General features: G+C 64.4%; 14 protein-coding genes. 2 read left to right on the plus strand and 12 right to left on the minus strand.

The window, feature by feature from the left end:
* Positions 1-14 precede the first annotated feature (14 nt).
* From clsB to AC3A6F_RS23415, 12 genes are all read right to left on the minus strand, one after another.
* Positions 15-1,175, minus strand: coding sequence for a cardiolipin synthase ClsB (clsB, locus tag AC3A6F_RS23360; protein WP_487685696.1), 1,161 nt, complete (start codon positions 1,173-1,175; stop codon positions 15-17).
* Positions 1,163-1,993, minus strand: a complete 831-nt coding sequence (locus AC3A6F_RS23365; RefSeq protein WP_487685699.1) for an endonuclease/exonuclease/phosphatase family protein — start codon at positions 1,991-1,993, stop codon at positions 1,163-1,165. The genes clsB and AC3A6F_RS23365 overlap by 13 nt, the downstream gene beginning before the upstream one ends.
* A 138-nt stretch (positions 1,994-2,131) precedes the next feature.
* Entirely contained in the window at positions 2,132-2,341 is a 210-nt protein-coding gene (locus tag AC3A6F_RS23370) for a hypothetical protein (RefSeq protein ID WP_487685702.1), read from the minus strand.
* Between the two features lie 360 nt (positions 2,342-2,701).
* Positions 2,702-3,154 carry a dihydroneopterin triphosphate diphosphatase gene (gene nudB, locus AC3A6F_RS23375; RefSeq protein ID WP_487685705.1) on the minus strand — a complete coding sequence of 151 codons (453 nt, stop codon included), beginning with the start codon at positions 3,152-3,154 and terminating at the stop codon, positions 2,702-2,704.
* Positions 3,155-3,230: 76 nt separating this feature from the next.
* On the minus strand, positions 3,231-5,033 hold the full coding sequence (aspS, locus tag AC3A6F_RS23380; protein WP_123069693.1) for an aspartate--tRNA ligase: 1,803 nt from the start codon (positions 5,031-5,033) through the stop codon (positions 3,231-3,233).
* Positions 5,034-5,102: 69 nt separating this feature from the next.
* The gene (locus AC3A6F_RS23385) at positions 5,103-5,726 is read right to left on the minus strand and encodes a DUF502 domain-containing protein (protein WP_487685708.1); all 624 of its coding nucleotides are present in this window, start codon (positions 5,724-5,726) and stop codon (positions 5,103-5,105) included.
* A 49-nt stretch (positions 5,727-5,775) separates the two neighbouring features.
* A complete protein-coding gene (locus AC3A6F_RS23390) occupies positions 5,776-6,105 on the minus strand; it encodes an FmdB family zinc ribbon protein (protein ID WP_487685711.1) in 330 nt (109 codons plus the stop codon).
* 402 nt (positions 6,106-6,507) lie between these two features.
* On the minus strand, positions 6,508-8,070 hold the full coding sequence (gene ubiB, locus AC3A6F_RS23395; protein ID WP_487685713.1) for a ubiquinone biosynthesis regulatory protein kinase UbiB: 1,563 nt from the start codon (positions 8,068-8,070) through the stop codon (positions 6,508-6,510).
* Positions 8,067-8,744, minus strand: coding sequence for a ubiquinone biosynthesis accessory factor UbiJ (locus AC3A6F_RS23400; RefSeq protein WP_487685716.1), 678 nt, complete (start codon positions 8,742-8,744; stop codon positions 8,067-8,069). Before AC3A6F_RS23400 ends, ubiB begins: the two co-directional genes overlap by 4 nt.
* A gap of 130 nt (positions 8,745-8,874) precedes the next feature.
* A complete protein-coding gene (locus AC3A6F_RS23405; protein ID WP_487685719.1) occupies positions 8,875-9,858 on the minus strand; it encodes a Tim44 domain-containing protein in 984 nt (327 codons plus the stop codon).
* A 22-nt stretch (positions 9,859-9,880) separates the two neighbouring features.
* Positions 9,881-10,615 carry a bifunctional demethylmenaquinone methyltransferase/2-methoxy-6-polyprenyl-1,4-benzoquinol methylase UbiE gene (gene ubiE / locus AC3A6F_RS23410; protein WP_320475198.1) on the minus strand — a complete coding sequence of 245 codons (735 nt, stop codon included), beginning with the start codon at positions 10,613-10,615 and terminating at the stop codon, positions 9,881-9,883.
* 49 nt (positions 10,616-10,664) lie between these two features.
* On the minus strand, positions 10,665-11,633 hold the full coding sequence (locus AC3A6F_RS23415) for an IS1595 family transposase (RefSeq protein ID WP_487685723.1): 969 nt from the start codon (positions 11,631-11,633) through the stop codon (positions 10,665-10,667).
* A 542-nt stretch (positions 11,634-12,175) separates the two neighbouring features.
* Here AC3A6F_RS23415 and AC3A6F_RS23420 point away from each other — a divergent pair.
* Together AC3A6F_RS23420 and AC3A6F_RS23425 are read left to right on the plus strand one after the other, a co-directional pair.
* Entirely contained in the window at positions 12,176-13,516 is a 1,341-nt protein-coding gene (locus AC3A6F_RS23420) for a sigma-54 dependent transcriptional regulator (protein ID WP_487685726.1), read from the plus strand.
* A 378-nt stretch (positions 13,517-13,894) separates the two neighbouring features.
* Positions 13,895-16,120 (plus strand): hypothetical protein, encoded by a 2,226-nt coding sequence (locus AC3A6F_RS23425; RefSeq protein ID WP_487685729.1) that lies wholly within the window; start codon positions 13,895-13,897, stop codon positions 16,118-16,120.
* Positions 16,121-16,137: the final 17 nt, after the last annotated feature.

The following is a 16,137-nucleotide window of genomic DNA, read 5'->3' on the forward strand; positions in this document are numbered from 1 at the left end:
TCTTTCCAGTAACCCTAGGTATAGCCGAACGTAACCACCCGCATCACCAGCTTGTAGGCCATATACGCCAAGCCATAGGTGGCGCGGCGCAGCCAGCCGGTGTGGGCGAATTCCTGCGGGCAGACCTCCTTGCCATCAGCAATGCCGCGCTCGATGTGAGCGCGCATGGTGGCGGCGAACACCGGATCGCTCACCACCACATTGGCCTCCTGGTTCAGGAACAGCGACAGGCCATCGCAGTTGCTGGAACCGACCGTGGCCCAGTCGTCGTCGACCACCGCCACCTTGGCATGCAGCTGGGTCTTGCGGTATTCGACCACCCGCACGCCGTCGGCCAGCAGCTTGGGATAGAAGGAATGCGCGACCGCATCCTGGATCTTGAACTCTCCCACCCCGATCAGGAGCGTCACCTGCACGCCGCGCCGCGCGGCATGCGCCAGCGCCTTGCGGAACTTGCGGCCCGGCGCGAAGTATGGCGTCGCCAGCAGCACGCTGTGGCGCGCATGCCCCAGCGCTTGCAGGTAGGCTTTCTGGATCGTGGTCCGGTTTCTCAGGTTGTCACGCACCACAAATGCGGCCCGGGCCGGGCTTTCGCAAGAGGGAATGGGTTGATTGCGCATCTCGCGGAACAACTGGAGGCGCTTGCGCAGCCGCAGGCGGCCGCTGCGGGCCCACTGGACTTGCGCCTCGTGATGGATCTGGGCCACCAGCGGCCCGCGCACGCGCACCGAGAAATCCCAGCGCGGCGCCGGCAGGCGATGGCCGTCGGCGTGGTCGCACAGCCAGTCGTCGTTGACGTTGATGCCGCCCACGAAAGCGACTTCGCGGTCGATCACGGCGATCTTGCGGTGCGAACGGGCGATGCCGCGCCGGCACCAGGGATTGAAGACGCGGTACTGGGCGCCGGCTTCCAGGAGCGTGGGGCCAAGCCGGCCGCAGCAGCGGTGGCCGGTGCCGAACCAGTCGACCAGCACCCTCACCTTCACACCGCGTCGCGCGGCGCGCGCCAGGGCGTCGCGCACGGCGGCGCCGGTCTCGTCCTCAGCGAAGATATATGTCTCGAACAAGACCTCGTGCTGGGCGGCGTCGAGCGCTTCGATCAGCGCCGGGAAGAAAGCAATGCCGCTCTGCAGCAGCGCGATGTCATTGTTGTCGACAAAGGTCAGACTGCGCATGGCCCTTGTGTAAGTTCGAGCTCGGCCACGATCGGCGCGTGATCGGACAGCTTGGCCCACAAGGGACCATGCATCACCTTGGCGTTATTGACCTTGAAGCCGCGCACATAGATGCGATCGAGCCTGAACCACGGCAGCATGGCCGGGAAGGTGCGGGCCGGCGCCAGGCGCGGCTGGCGGCCGGCCCAGCTGCGCACCATATCGCCCATCGGCGAGCGCGGCCCCAGTTCGTCGAATACTTCCTTGACGCCCAGGGCGTTGCGCAGCTTGTCGCTGAGGGTGTTGCGCCAGTCGTTGAAGTCGCCGGCGATGATCACCGGCTCGTCAGGTTTCGCAGAAGCATTGACAGCCTCGATCAGCGAGGCGGTCTGGCGGCCACGGCTGCCCTCGAACAGGCCCAGGTGGACCACATAGCAGTGCACGCGGCATTCGGGCGCGCCCAGGATGCAGTGCAGGATGCCGCGCTGCTCGTAGGCATGGTCGGAGACGTCGTGGTTGTGCGAATTCTCGATCGGCCAGCAGCTCAGCAGCGCATTGCCGTGGTGGCCGTGGTCATAGACCGCATTCATCCCATAGGCGGTGTGGTGGGCGTCCGGAGCGAAGTAATCGTACTGGGCCGTCTCGGGCCAGTGACGATGGCCGCGGTCTTGATTGCCGAAGCGCGCCTGGAAGCGGTCGTGCCGCCCTTGCACCTCTTGCAGGAAGACGACGTTGGCGTCGAATTCGGCGATGGCTTTCTTGAGCGCGATCACGCGTGGCGTGCTGCGGAGGGACGAAACGCCCTTATGAATGTTGTAGGTGGCTACACGGATTTTCATGGGAACATTCTACCCGGATCGGACCGCCGTTCTCGTGAAACGGGCCCAATCGTGCGCTTCACCGCGTGGGGCTGGAGCGCGGAGCGCGGCGGTCGGCCAGATGCCGTCGCGCTCTTACTGAATCTGACAATCTGATATTCAGGCAAGCGCCAGCGCCGTGTCGTACACAGCTTCATGCCCCGACACGATCATGCGGCGCGGACGACGTTCTTGCACGCCCGGCTTTTCCTGGCGCGGCGCCAGCGGACCGCTCAGGCGCAGGCCGTCGAAGAGGTCGATATAGATGCAGTCGTCCCCTAGGGTAATTGCCTTAACTTTCTTGTCGCTATTCAGTTCGAGGTTATCCATTTTATCTCCCAGAATCATCCACTTAAAAGTTGCACATCAAAAATTCACCATGGGTGAACCGTTGACCTTAGTCGACGCAAATACAGCTGTCAAACGTTGATCCTTTTGTGCAAATGCAATACTGCAAAATTTCCTCCTGTTATGAAAAGAACAAATCAACTGTAATCAAATGTATTTTCATAGGGGAGATTGCGTTTGATCGACCTCATATGCGCGGCGACGCACAGACCATTTTTTGGAAAAAGTACCTACGTACTTTTGTTAAAAAACGTCATTTTATTGCGTAGGCATGCCACATTTCAATGCTGATTTTCGGAAAATAAACTGCTTTAAGGCAATTTTGTTTGCTGTTCGCAATTTTTAATCGATTTTGCGGGGAAGTTGCAGGATGGCTTCGGCGTTGGACGACGAGAAGCAGCGGTCCGCCGCTTCCAGATGCGGCAGCCAGGCATGGCGCAGGTGTTCGCGCGGGCTGAGGAGGATGGGGATGTCGCGCGGCACGCAGACCGAGAACACGTGCTCGGTATTGTGGGTCACGCCGGAGGCGTAGCGGTGACGCCAGACGGGATAGATTTCGTAGACGTTCGAGAGCTGCCAGTCGCGCAGGCGGATGCGTTCGCCATCGGCCACGATGCCGGTCTCTTCGAACAGTTCACGCGCAGCGGTGGTCGCCAAAGGTTCGTCGGGCGCGTCGAGCGAGCCGGTGACCGATTGCCAGAAGCCCGGCCGGTCGGCGCGCTCGAGCACCAGCACTTCCATATCGGAAGTGTGGATCACGACCAGGACCGATTCCGGGATCTTGTAGGGTTTCATGGCTTGGGATGGCGCGGGCGGCCATCCACGCGTCACTTGGACGCGTGGACGGCGCAGCCGTCCACCCTACGCGCTGTTAGGCGACTTTAGGCTCGTTACGCAGACGAATATGCAGTTCCTTGAGCTGCTTCTCGTCGACTTCCGACGGCGCGTTGGTCAGCAGGCACTGCGCGCGCTGGGTTTTCGGGAAGGCGATCACGTCGCGGATCGATTCGGAGCCGGTCATCAGCGTGATCAGGCGATCCAGGCCGAAGGCCAGGCCACCATGCGGCGGCGCGCCGTACTGCAGCGCGTCGAGCAGGAAGCCGAACTTCAGCTGCGCTTCTTCGGCATCGATCTTCAGCGCGCGGAACACCTTGCTCTGGACTTCTTCGCGGTGGATACGGATCGAACCGCCGCCCAGTTCCCAGCCGTTCAGGACCATGTCGTAGGCCTTGGCGATGCAGGCGCCAGGGTTGGTCTCGAGCATGTCTTCATGGCCGTCCTTCGGTGCGGTGAACGGGTGATGGGTCGCGGTCCAGCGGTCGCCGTCTTCGTCGTATTCGAACATCGGGAAGTCGATCACCCACAGCGGCGCCCAGACGTCGTCGAACAGGCCGGCCTTCTTGCCGAATTCCGAGTGGCCGATCTTGACGCGCAGCGCGCCGATGGCGTCGTTGACGACCTTGGCCTTGTCGGCGCCGAAGAAGATCAGGTCGCCGTCTTGCGCGCCCGTCAGTTCCAGGATCTGGGCCAGGACTTCGTCCGACAGGTTCTTGACGATCGGCGACTGCAGGCCGTCACGGCCTTTCGCCTTCTCGTTGACCTTGATGTAGGCCAGGCCCTTGGCGCCGTAGATCGCGACGAACTGGGTGTAGGCGTCGATCTCCGAACGCGGCATCGACCCGCCCTGCGGCACGCGCATGCCGACCACGCGGCCGTTCGGCATGTTTGCCGCGCTGTTGAACACCTTGAACTCGACCGACTTCATCAGTTCGGTCAGTTCGGTGAACTGCAGCTTGACGCGCATGTCCGGCTTGTCCGAACCATAGGTGCCCATGGCGGTGGCGAAGTCCATCACCGGGAACGGGTTCGGCAGCTCGATGCCGGTGGTGTTGCGGAACACGACGCGCATCATCTCTTCGAACAGGTCGCGGATCTCCTGTTCGGTCAGGAACGAGGTCTCGCAGTCGATCTGGGTGAATTCAGGCTGGCGGTCGGCGCGCAGGTCTTCGTCGCGGAAGCACTTGGTGATCTGGTAGTAGCGGTCGAAGTTGGCGACCATCAAGAGCTGCTTGAAAAGCTGCGGCGACTGCGGCAGCGCGAAGAAGTTGCCGGCGTTGACGCGCGACGGCACCAGGTAGTCGCGCGCGCCTTCCGGGGTCGACTTGGTCAGCATCGGGGTTTCGATGTCGATGAAGCCCAGGTTGTCCAGGTACTTGCGCACTTCCATCGAGACTTTATAACGCAGCTTCAGGTTGTGCTGCATCTGGCCGCGGCGCAGGTCGAGCACGCGGTGGGTCAGGCGGGTGGTTTCCGACAGGTTGTCGTCGTCCAGCTGGAACGGCACCGGCACCGAGGCGTTGAGCACTTCGACTTCGCTGGCGTTGATTTCGATCTTGCCCGACTTCAGGTTGTTGTTGACCGTGCCTTCGAGGCGGTTGGTCACGGTGCCGACGATGCGCAGGCAGTACTCGTTGCGCACGTGTTCGGCGGCCTTGAAGACGGCGGCATTGTCCGGATGGCAGACCACCTGCACCAGGCCTTCGCGGTCGCGCAGGTCGATGAAGATCACACCGCCGTGGTCACGGCGGCGGTGCACCCAGCCGCACAGGCTGACGGTTTGGCCCAGCAGTTCCTCGGTCACGAGGCCGCAGTAGTTGGTACGCATGGTGGACATAGTTTTCGTTCCAGGTTGGTTGATTGCTCGCGCCGCCATCGAAGGCGGCCACTATTCGTTGATTCGGTATTACTTGATCGCCGTGGCCGGCGCGCCGGTCGTTGTGTCGACCGGCGCGACCACGCCCATCGAGACGATGTACTTCAATGCCGCATCGACCGTCATGTCCAGCTCTTTCACGCGACTGCGTTCCATCATCAGGAAAAAGCCGGAGGTCGGGTTCGGGGTGGTCGGTACGTAGACGCTGACGTAGTCGCCGCCCAGGTGCGCCGCCACTTCGCCTCCCGGCGCGCCGGTAAGGAAAGCGATGGTGTACGAATCGGCATGCGGATACGGCACCAGCACCGCCTGGCGGAAGGCATTGCCCGACGGCGAGAACAGCGTGTCCGACACCTGCTTGACGCTGCCGTACAGCGAGCTGACCACGGGCACCCGCTTGAGCAGGCGTTCGCCCAGGCGCACGATGTACTTACCGACCAGGTTGTTGGTCAAGAGGCCGGTCAGGAACACGATCGCCAGGGTCAGCACCGCGCCGAAACCCGGCACGTCCATGCCGAACATGCTGCGTGGTTGCCAGGCGTCGGGCACGAACAGCAGCGACTGGTCCAGCGTGCTGATGATCAGGTTCAGCACCCAGGCCGTGATGACCAGGGGGACCAGGACCAGCAGGCCGGTGATGAAATATTTGCGCATCGGATTCCCGTTATTCTTGTTGGCGTGCGGCGTCAAAGCCGCGCCCGGATCAGGTGCCGCCCTTGTCGCCGCCGGACGTGCCCGGCGTGGCAGGGGCCGCTGGGGCCGCTGCCGGAGTACTGGCCTCGGTCGACGCCGCCGGCGTGGCTGGGGCCGCACCATTGGCATTGCTGGCCGTGCCGGTGGCCGGTGGCGTGCCGCCACGGAAATCGGTCACGTACCAGCCGCTGCCCTTGAGCTGGAAGCCGGCAGCGGTCACTTGTTTCTTGAAGGACGGCTTGGCACAGGACGGGCAGACGGTCAGGACCGGATCCGAAATCTTTTGCAGTACATCTTTGGTAAAACCGCATTCTTCGCAGCGGTAGGCGTAAATCGGCATGCTGTGTGCTCCGCAAAAATCTTCAAAACCCTGAATTATATAGCTTTTACACGGGGATTAACCGGTTGCGACCTGCCCCGGCTGGCACAGACACGGCGAATGGGCAAGCGCGCACGAAAGGATGTTGTTTTTCACCATCGTCAACAGGTGTTTCGTTTGCTCAAGGGTGGCGCAGATGTTTTAATACGGCCTGCTTCACCGAATGTTGGTGGCAGGAAATTTCTGTCACTCACCGTTGAGAAGAAACAGAAGACTGCGCGATGCCTGCATCAGTGCGGTCCGTACAAGAACACTAGCTTGCCAAGCCCGCTTATGCGGGCTTTTTTCTTTTTGGGCTGAGGTTCCGCGAACGTTGGTTGAACGCGTGGACGGCGTGGACGGCTCTGCCTTCCACGCGTCCAATCACAGCAAATACAGCGCCACCAGCCCCACCCCGAACCCCGCCGCCATGCAGGTCAGGAAGGCCAGCATGCGATTGGTGCGGCGCTGTTCGAGCAGCAACATGGCCAGCATGTCGCTACTGCCGCCATGCGGGTGCGTCATCTGCCCTTTCGATTCGCGCTCGAGCACCTGGAATACCAGGCGCGGCAACTGCGGGAAGATCTGGGCGTAGCGCGGCGCTTCGGCGCGCAGGCGCTCGGTCAGGCCTTTCCAGCCGACCTGTTCCGTCATCCAGCGCTCGAGGTGCGGCCTGGCGGTCTTCCACAGGTCCAGGTCGGGATCGAGCTGGCGGCCCAGCCCTTCGATATTGAGCAGGGTCTTTTGCAGCAGCACGAGCTGCGGCTGCACCTCGACGTTGAAGCGGCGCGAGGTCTGGAACAGGCGCAGCAGCACCTGGCCGAACGAGATGTCTTTCAGCGGGCGGTCGAAGATCGGTTCGCAGCAGGCGCGCACCGCGGCCTCCAGCTCGTCCACGCGGGTGGTCGAAGGCGCCCAGCCCGATTCGATATGGGCCTCGGCCACGCGCTTGTAGTCGCGGCGGAAGAAAGCCAGGAAGTTCTGCGACAGGTAATCCTTGTCGAAATCGTTCAGGGTGCCGACGATGCCGAAGTCCAGCGCGATATAGCGGCCCAGGGTCTCCGGCGCGGTCGACACCAGGATGTTCCCCGGGTGCATATCGGCGTGGAAGAAGCCGTCACGGAACACCTGGGTGAAGAAAATCTCCACGCCGTCGCTCGACAGCTTCTTGAGATCGACGCCGGCGGCGGCCAGGCGGTCGATCTGCGAGATCGGGATGCCATACATGCGCTCCATCACGATCACGCTGCTCGAGCAGTAGTCCCAGTACATCTCGGGCACCATCAGCAAGTCGGAACCGGCGAAGTTGCGGCGCAGCTGGCTGGCATTGGCGGCCTCGCGCATCAGGTCCAGCTCGTCGTGCAGGTATTTGTCGAACTCGGCCACGACCTCGCGCGGCTTCAGGCGCCGTGCCTCGGCCCACACGCGCTCGATCAGGCTGGCCGCCAGGCGCATCAGGGCCATGTCTTCGTCGATCAGCTTCTTCATGCCGGGACGCAGCACCTTGACCGCGACCTCCTTGCCATCCTTCAGCTGGGCGAAGTGGACCTGGGCGATCGAGGCCGAGGCCACCGGCTCGCGGTCGAAGCGGGCAAACAATTGGTCGGGATGGGCGCCCAGCGAGCGCGTGATCTGGGCCACCGCCAGGTCGGAACCGAAGGGCGGCACGCGGTCTTGCAGCAGCGCCAGCTCGTCGGCGATATCGGGCGGCACCAGGTCGCGCCGGGTCGACAGCACCTGGCCGAACTTCACGAAGATCGGTCCTAGTTCTTCCAGCGCCTGGCGCAGGCGTATCGCGCGCGGCGAGGTGATCGTGCGCCAGAAGAAGAAGGTGTTCATCAGGCGCGCGGTGCGCGGGGCATTGATGCTGGTGACGGCGATCTCGTCCAGGCCGTACTTGGTGAAGACGGTGAGGATGCGCAGCAGGCGCAGGAATTTCAATATCATCGACGATCCGGGTGGTGGTCTGCGCGGGTAGGAATGATGGAGGATGTGGCGGCGTCCAGCTGGGCCAGCTTTTGCTCGAGCCGCGCGATGCGCTTGGCCGTGCGCTCGACGTCGTCGCGCAGGCGCACCACGTCGGCGGCGAACGCTTCGCGCTGCACCGGCCGCACCAGCACCGGCCTTTCCTCGGCCAGGAACTCGGCCAGGTTCTCGGCCAGGCGCCGCGTCGCCTCGGTCGCGCCGCCGGCGGTGCGGCGCGCGGTCTTGACCAGGCGATGGGCGCCCAGCGGCCCCACTACCCGCTCGAGGTCGTGCTCGGCATCCCAGCGCAGGCCGTTGGCCAGCTGCGAGATCACATTGGCGAACTCGGCGTCGCCCTCGATCTTCACGTACGACAGCGCGCGCGTGCGATCCTGGGCGATCAGCGGCAGGTCGGCCGGTTTGACGCGGATCGTGACGCTGGCTGCGCCTTCCGTCTTGCCGGCTTCGAGCAGGCCATCGCGCCCGACCAGCATGTGCAGGCGGGCCAGGCCGGCGTCGATGCAGGCGTCCTTGCCGGCATGGCGCATGAGCAAGGCCCTGGCCCAGGCTTCCTGGGCCAGCAAGTGGTTGATCGCGGCGACCGCGGGCAGCGTGAGAGCGTGCTGAGGCGACAGTGAGGAAAGACTAGGAAACATGGAAAGGACGACCCTCAAAAAACAAAACCGCCCGGGTTGATGCGGGCGGTTTTGATCTTACCAGTTTGCCGGGCGCAAACCCGGTGACACGGAATGTTTATCGAAAAATAATTCCGCCAAAACTAAACGCTTAGTTCGTCTGCTGGATACCGGCCAGCACCCAACCGCCCGAGCCCGACAGCGGCTTCGACATATTCCAGACTTCGACGAACGGTTCCGGCAGCGCGTCCTTGGCGCTACGGATCATGGCGTTGAACTGCACGCTCGCCAGGTAGTCGGTCGCGGTCTTCTCGATGCCCAGCAGCTGGGCGTCGATGTTGACGACGTCGGTGTAGTCGGCCACGCCGCCGCGTTCCTGGATCTGCATCTTCAGTTCGGCGAACACTTCGGGCGCGGTGAATTCGCGCAGGTCGTCGGTGTCACCGCGATCCCAGGCCGCCTGCATGCGGATGAAGGACGATTTCGCATGGCGCAGGAAGCTTTCGCTGTCGAAGTCGCCCGGCACGCCCCATTGCTGGTAAGTGGTCGCGGCGGCAGCGCCACCAAAGCCGGCTGCGCTGCCCTTATCCAGGCCTACATTGCCCTGGAAAGCGGCAGGCTGATTGCGCAGGCCGGAACCGATCTCGGGCGTGGCGCTCGAACCGGCGGCGGGCGGCTGGAAGCCACCGAAACCGCCCGCGGTCGCCGCGACCGGATTGGCCGGGGTGTCCTTGCGGCGCACCATGCGCACGATGAACATGATCACCAGGCCGACCAGCGCGACCATCAGGATGGTCGAGATGATGCTGGCCAGTGCGCCGCCGATGCCCAGGTGCGACAGCAGCGCGCCCAGGCCCAGGCCCAGCAGTGCGCCGCCAAGGATATTGCGCATCATGCTAGGTTTTTTGGCGGCGGCAGCCGCACCCGCGGCGCCTGCGCCGGCGGCAGCCGGCGCCGCCGAATTAGGCGTCTGGCGCTGCATGTTCTGGGCTGGCGCCGGGGCCGGGCCCTGCTGCTGTACGGACTGCGATTGCCGTCCGATCGAGCGCTTGCCGCCCATTGGTCGGGCGAAGGCGTCCGCCACCATCGCGAACGCGGTGACTGCCAACATCGTCGTGACCAGGAATTTTTTCATCGTCTCCGTCCTTAGAATGAAACTACAGTTTGATACCGGTGTGCAATGCGGCCACACCCGCCGTCAGGTTGAAATACTGGACCCGCTCCAGTCCTGCGTCTTGCATCATCCCCTTCAGGGTGTCCTGGTCGGGATGCATGCGGATCGATTCGGCCAGGTAGCGATAGCTCTCGGCATCGCCGGCGATCTTCTGGCCCAACCACGGTAGCACCGAGAACGAATACACGTCGTACGGTTTCTGCAGCGGCGCGATCACTTTCGAGAATTCCAGCACCAGCAGCTTGCCGCCCGGCTTGAGCACCCGGCGCATCTCGGCCAGGGCCTGGTCTTTATGCGTCATATTGCGCAGCCCGAAGGCGACGCTGACCCGGTCGAAATAATTGTCCGGGAACGGCAATTTTTCGGCGTTACACAACATGGTTGGGGTGACAAGCCCTTTATTCAATAGACGATCGCGCCCGACGCGCAGCATCGACTCGTTGATGTCGGTGAGCCAGACCTCGCCGGTCTTGCCCGCCTGCTTCGCGAACGCCTTGGCCAGGTCGCCGGTGCCGCCGGCGATGTCGAGCACCTTGAAGCCGGGACGCACGCCGGCCTGGGCGATCGTGAACATCTTCCAGGCGCGGTGCAGGCCGGCCGACATCAAGTCGTTCATGACGTCGTACTTCGAGGCGACCGAGTGGAAAACCTTGGCGACTTCCTGGACCTTCTGGTCCTCGGCGACAGTCTTGTAGCCGAAGTGAGTGGTATTGGTCATATGTGCGAAACGGTTGGGTGTTGCCGCATTATACAAGGCGCTGTCCTCGTTACCTGTTGATGACCCCGACTGCCATACGCAGCAATTGCTCGACGGATGTAACCCTCCCGCCATCGAGCGCCCAATGCCAGCCCAGGTAGTTGGGGAGCCAGCGCGACGCCACACCATGGAAACGCGCCAGCCATTCCTTGAAGCGCCGGTGATAGGCGTTCACGTTCTGCACATGGATGGCGCCTTCGACGCCATTGCGGACGCGTTCGCCGGCGCTGAGATTGACGGCCTGGTGCGCAATGCCATGGGCACGGGCGAAGGCCGGATAGGCGGCGTTGGCATCGGTGACCAGCAGCGCCTGCGGATCGAGTTTCGGCAGCAGGTGCCTGACCAGTTGGGCCACCTTCAGGGCGCCGCGACCGGTCACGGCGTCGATGGTTTGCCCGCTGCGGTCGCGCGCCACCAGAATGCAGTCGAGGTGATGCGAAATCCCACGCAGGGCGGCCCTGCCGCCGCGCTTGCGGGGCTTGCGATCGAGCTTGCGTGAACCCTTCTGCGATTCGAGCAGGAACATCTCGTCGGCCTCGACGACGCCGACCAGGCGCTCGGGCCGGTCGTCCTTGACCCGGTCGAGAAAGCGATGGCGCCAGCGAAACGTGGTGTTGGAGTGCACGCCGAGCCGCTTGGCCGCAGAGCGGACCGTGCGCGAATCGAGCACCGCGTCGAGATAATCGAGCCACTTGCCCTTGTGCCTGAGCCGCGCCAGCGGCGTGCCGGTCAGGTCGTTGAAGGTGCGGCCGCATGCGCAACAGCGAAAGCGTTGCAGGTCGTTGGCCTGGCCATGGCGGTGGCAACGCTCGCAGCCGCAATCCGGGCAGCACCGCCCCTTTGACCGTATCTCGCCAATGAGGGCGACCACCCGATCGAGCCCGGCGGCCGGATGCAGGGCGGCGAGTACCTGCTGACGCTGCGGCTGGTTCAGCAACGCTAGCTGGGCGAACAGCTTCTCAAACTTCGGCGCATTCATCGTGCGCTCCCGATCGATGGCGACCGAAATTGGACCGCGGGTCAGCTCAGCAGTTCAATGCTCATCCATATCTAACGATGACAGCGCCTTATACAAGCAGGCCGACAGTGGACCGCCTCATTGGCGATCGGGTCGCCGCACCGGCCCGACCGGGGCCATTTGCTGCGCCATGGCATAAATTAAGTGCCCTTGTTGGACAGGCACAACGCTTGCAGCGCTAACAAGTCGCTCAGCAGCGACAGATTGTCGGGAGAGCCCTTCCCGGCCACAGATGGGGCCGGTAAGATCGATAGCAGGTCACCAACAATATTTCCGACCCTGCTATGCAAAAAAGTAAACAATACATTCACCATTGCACATGTCATTAAGCTTCTATTAATGTTTGTGCGCCATGGGGATGGCATTTAAGGTTTAATGGAACAATACTTTTCGCGTCAGCAATCCGCAGCGAGGGATTAGTTGCCGCATGGATGCGTAAGGCGCGCCGCGCCCGAACTCACAACAACGAAGCTGGCGAAGCTCCAGTGATAACGAGGGCAACGGTGTCTGTAAAACGTCTCTTATGCATTTCGGGTGAAGGCAGCGCGCACGCGCGCGCCTGCCACGGCGAACTACCCGGCTGGGATGTGTGCGTGGTCGAGAACATCGCCGCGGCGCGCAAGGTCTTGTCGCAGCAGCACTACGGCGTTGGCCTGCTGCTCGACCGCAGCGACGGCGCCGGCGACGCCGAGATCGAACGCTTCGTGCGCCAGCACCACCACACGCGCTGGATCGGCGTCTTCGATGCGCCGCGCCTCGACCAGCCGGCGCTGCGCGAGCTGATCGCCGCCCACCTGGTCGATTTCCATACGCGTCCGGTCGACGCGCTGCGGCTGCGGCATTCGCTCGGCCACGCCCACGGCATGGCGACGCTGGCCAAGACCACCCCGCCGCACAGGCGCCAGGCGTCGGAGCGGGCCAGCCACATCGACGGCGCCTCGCGCGCCATCGTGCGCCTGCGCGCCCACATCGACAAGATCGCCGCGATCGATGCGCCAGTGCTGATCTCGGGCGAAAGCGGCAGCGGCAAGGAACTCGCGGCCCAGGAAGTCCACCTGCGCTCGCAGCGCGCCAGCGGTCCCTTCATCGCCATCAATTGCGCGGCGGTGGCGCCGGCCCTGATCCATTCCGAACTGTTCGGCCACGAGCGCGGCGCTTTCACCGGCGCCACCCGCGACAAGCAGGGTCTGCTCGAGGCGGCGTCCGGCGGCAGCATCTTTCTGGACGAGATCGGCGACCTGCCGCTCGACCTGCAGGCCAGCCTGCTGCGCTTTTTGCAGGAGCGCGTCATTTACCGTGTCGGCGGCACGCGCACCATCGCGGTCGATGCACGCGTGATCACCGCCACCCACGTCAACCTGCCGCAGGCCGTGGCCGAGGGTCGCTTCCGCGAAGACTTGTACTACCGCCTCAGCGTGTTCCCGATCCGGGTGCCGCCGCTGCGCGAACGCAAGGAAGACTTGCCGCTGCTGACCGACCTCATCTTTAACAAGTATGCGGCCGAACGCAGCCCGCAGCTCAAGGGCGTGAGCCGCGAAGCGCTGCTGGCGATGGCGCGCTATGAGTGGCCGGGCAATGTGCGCGAACTCATCAACCGGGTGCGGCGCGCCATGGTGCTGGCCGAACAGCGGCTGATCATGCCGGAAGACCTGGACCTGCCCAGCGCCGGACCGATCTGCCCGGTGAAGGAAGGCCTCGGCAACTCGCGCCTCTCGGCTGAGCGTGTCGCCATCGGCGAAAGCCTGGCGCGCAGCGGCAACAACATAAGCCAAGCCGCGCGTGACCTGGGTGTCTCGCGCATGACGCTGTATCGCCTGATGGCCAAGCACGCGATTTCTCCGTAAGTCCCCGCCCTTCCCTGCCGTCGGCCTCTTCCTACGGCGTCTTCCCTTGATTTGACAGGCTTTTTCCACCAGCGCGCTTGCCACACAGCAGCGCGTTGCGGAACGCCGTTCACTCTGCACAGCCCACCTTCGGTGACATTTTGATACAGTTTCATGGACTTTTTGTTCACCTTGTCACGGGCCTGAGACACTTTGTTCTTTAGCTATTGTTCCGCTTCATTTTCCTCCTTAATCCCACCGGAACTCATCAAAATAGTCCTACAGAATCAAGGACTTGAAAAAAGCGCATTCATCTGGCATGGGAACTGCTAATAGACGGTTGGACCGGGCGTCATGGGACCCCGGGAATTCAACTCAGTGACAATTAGGGGAGCAACAATGAAGCGCACTATCCTGGCAACCGCGATCGCCCTGGCATTCAGCATGGCTCACGCACAAGAAAATTCCGTCAACGACGTCCGCGGCGGCAACACCCAGACTTCGTCGGTGAGCACGAACACCGATAACAGCACTGTCACTGATACCCGCAACAGCGGCAACACCTCGACCAACTCGTCGACCAACACCGACAGCTCGAACAGCAACAACCAGGCAACGAACACGAATACCTCGACCAGCACCAACAACAGCCAGGCCAACAGCAACAACCAGGCGACCAACACGAACACGAATACGAACACCAACACCGACAACAGCCAGGCCAACAACAGCAGCACCAACACCTCGGACAGCAACAACCAGTCGACCAGCACCAACACGACGACCAACACCAACAACAGCCAGGCCAACAACAATAGCCAGCAAAACAACAACAGCCAGCAGAACGACAACAGCACGACCAACAACAACAACCAGGTGGACCGTTCGGACAACCGTACCGCGACCAACACCAACACGAACACCCAGTCTGACACCCGCACCAACACCACGACGATCGACAGCAACGACACGATCACGTCGACCACCACCAACGACAGCAGCCAGGACAGCTCGGGCCAGAACAACAGCTCGGGTGACGCGCGCGCGGCAGCCGCCGGCGCCGCGGCCGCCAACAACGGTGGCAGCGCCAACTCGTCGGTCGCCAACTCGTTCAACACCTCGTCGGCCAACGCCGTCAGCTCGCTGACCGGCACCGTGTCGGGCAATAACATCAGCAACATCGGCAACACCGCTGCGAACACCGGCGGCGCCAACGGCGCGGCCGGCACCGGCTCGACCGGCGGCACCGGCTACGGCGGCTCGACCTCGGCCACCGGCGCTGCCGGCGGCTCGGCTTCGGGCGCGGCGGGCGCGGCTGGCGGCGCAGGCGGCTACGCTGCTGCCGGCACCGCATCGACCGGCGCTTCGACCGTCGGCAACGCAGCTGGCGGCGCAGGCGGCGCGAGCGGCGCGGCTGACTCGGTCGGCGGCGCGGGCGCAGCTGGCGCGACCGGCGGCTATGCTGCCGGCGGCAACGGCGCGGCTGGCGGCGTGGGCACCGGCGGCGCAGGCGCCTCGGGCGGCGCGGCCAACGGCGGCAACGGCGCGGCTGGCGGCGCAGCCACCGGCGGCGCAGGCGGCTCGACCGGCTCGCTGGCTGGCGGCAACGGCGGCGCGAACGGCGCCATCGGCACCGGCGCCGGCGGCGCGGGCGGCGCAGGTGAATCCAACGGCGGCGCGGGCGCTGCAGGCGGCCTGGGCGGAGCAGGCGGCACCGGCGGCGCATCGTCGGGCTCGACCCTGACCGCATCGAACGGCGCCAGCGGCGGCGGTGCGTCGATCGGCGACGCGACGGCTTCCTCGGGCGCCGGCGGCATGCCAGGCTCGGAAACCGCAGGCGGCGCCAGCGGCGCAGCCGGCAACACCGGCGGCACCTCGACCGCAGGCAGCCCAACCAGCGGCGCCAGCTCGGGCACCGCGGGTGACTCGATGGCCGGCACCGGCGGCGCAGGCGCGGCAGGCGGCGCAGGCGGCTCGGGCGCGGCCGGCACCAACACTTCGGGCGCCGGCGCAGCAGGCGGCGCGGCCACCGGCGGCACCGCAGGTTCGGGCGCGGCACTGGCAGGCACCGGCGGCGCCGGCGCCACCGGCACCGCAGGCACGGGCGGTTCGGGCGCGGCTGGCACGGCAGGCGCAGGCGGTAACGGCGCCACCGGCACCGGCGGCGCAGGCGGCGCGGGCCAGGGCGGCACGGCAGGCAGCGGCGGCATGGGCGGTTCGGGCGCTGAAGCGACCGCATCGACCGGCACCGGCGGCGCGGGCGGCTCGTCGACCGGCGGCTCGGCCACCGGCGGCTCGGCCACCTCGGGCGACGCGACCTCGGGCGCCGGCGGCGCAGGCGGCGCGGGCGGCTCGAGCACCGGCGGCGCTGGCGGCTCGACCGGCGAAATGGTTGCCGGCGCAGGCACCGGCGGCTTCGGCGGCGCTGGCACCGGCGGCAACGGCGGCACCAACAACGTGACCGCGGGTTCGTTCGACATGTCGAACTCGATGAGCAACATCGCCCAGTCGGCAGCCGGTATCTCGATCATCAGCCAGAACAACGGCTTCTCGTCGCTGATCCAGCAAAGCGTCAACGTTCAGTCGAACATGAACGTCGGCGGCACGACCCCAAGCGGCCAGTAATCACGAGGTCTCTAGCA

It is taken from the genome of Massilia sp. Soil_C_3, assembly GCF_057657035.1.

What these genes read in the sequence shown, in the direction of transcription:
- clsB (WP_487685696.1), bottom strand. Translation starts at nt 1,175, where the DNA reads ATGCGCAGTCTGACCTTTGTCGACAACAATGACATCGCGCTGCTGCAG.
- AC3A6F_RS23365 (WP_487685699.1), bottom strand. Translation starts at nt 1,993, where the DNA reads ATGAAAATCCGTGTAGCCACCTACAACATTCATAAGGGCGTTTCGTCC.
- AC3A6F_RS23370 (WP_487685702.1), bottom strand. Translation starts at nt 2,341, where the DNA reads ATGGATAACCTCGAACTGAATAGCGACAAGAAAGTTAAGGCAATTACC.
- nudB (WP_487685705.1), bottom strand. Translation starts at nt 3,154, where the DNA reads ATGAAACCCTACAAGATCCCGGAATCGGTCCTGGTCGTGATCCACACT.
- aspS (WP_123069693.1), bottom strand. Translation starts at nt 5,033, where the DNA reads ATGTCCACCATGCGTACCAACTACTGCGGCCTCGTGACCGAGGAACTG.
- AC3A6F_RS23385 (WP_487685708.1), bottom strand. Translation starts at nt 5,726, where the DNA reads ATGCGCAAATATTTCATCACCGGCCTGCTGGTCCTGGTCCCCCTGGTC.
- AC3A6F_RS23390 (WP_487685711.1), bottom strand. Translation starts at nt 6,105, where the DNA reads ATGCCGATTTACGCCTACCGCTGCGAAGAATGCGGTTTTACCAAAGAT.
- ubiB (WP_487685713.1), bottom strand. Translation starts at nt 8,070, where the DNA reads ATGATATTGAAATTCCTGCGCCTGCTGCGCATCCTCACCGTCTTCACC.
- AC3A6F_RS23400 (WP_487685716.1), bottom strand. Translation starts at nt 8,744, where the DNA reads ATGTTTCCTAGTCTTTCCTCACTGTCGCCTCAGCACGCTCTCACGCTG.
- AC3A6F_RS23405 (WP_487685719.1), bottom strand. Translation starts at nt 9,858, where the DNA reads ATGAAAAAATTCCTGGTCACGACGATGTTGGCAGTCACCGCGTTCGCG.
- ubiE (WP_320475198.1), bottom strand. Translation starts at nt 10,615, where the DNA reads ATGACCAATACCACTCACTTCGGCTACAAGACTGTCGCCGAGGACCAG.
- AC3A6F_RS23415 (WP_487685723.1), bottom strand. Translation starts at nt 11,633, where the DNA reads ATGAATGCGCCGAAGTTTGAGAAGCTGTTCGCCCAGCTAGCGTTGCTG.
- AC3A6F_RS23425 (WP_487685729.1), top strand. Translation starts at nt 13,895, where the DNA reads ATGAAGCGCACTATCCTGGCAACCGCGATCGCCCTGGCATTCAGCATG.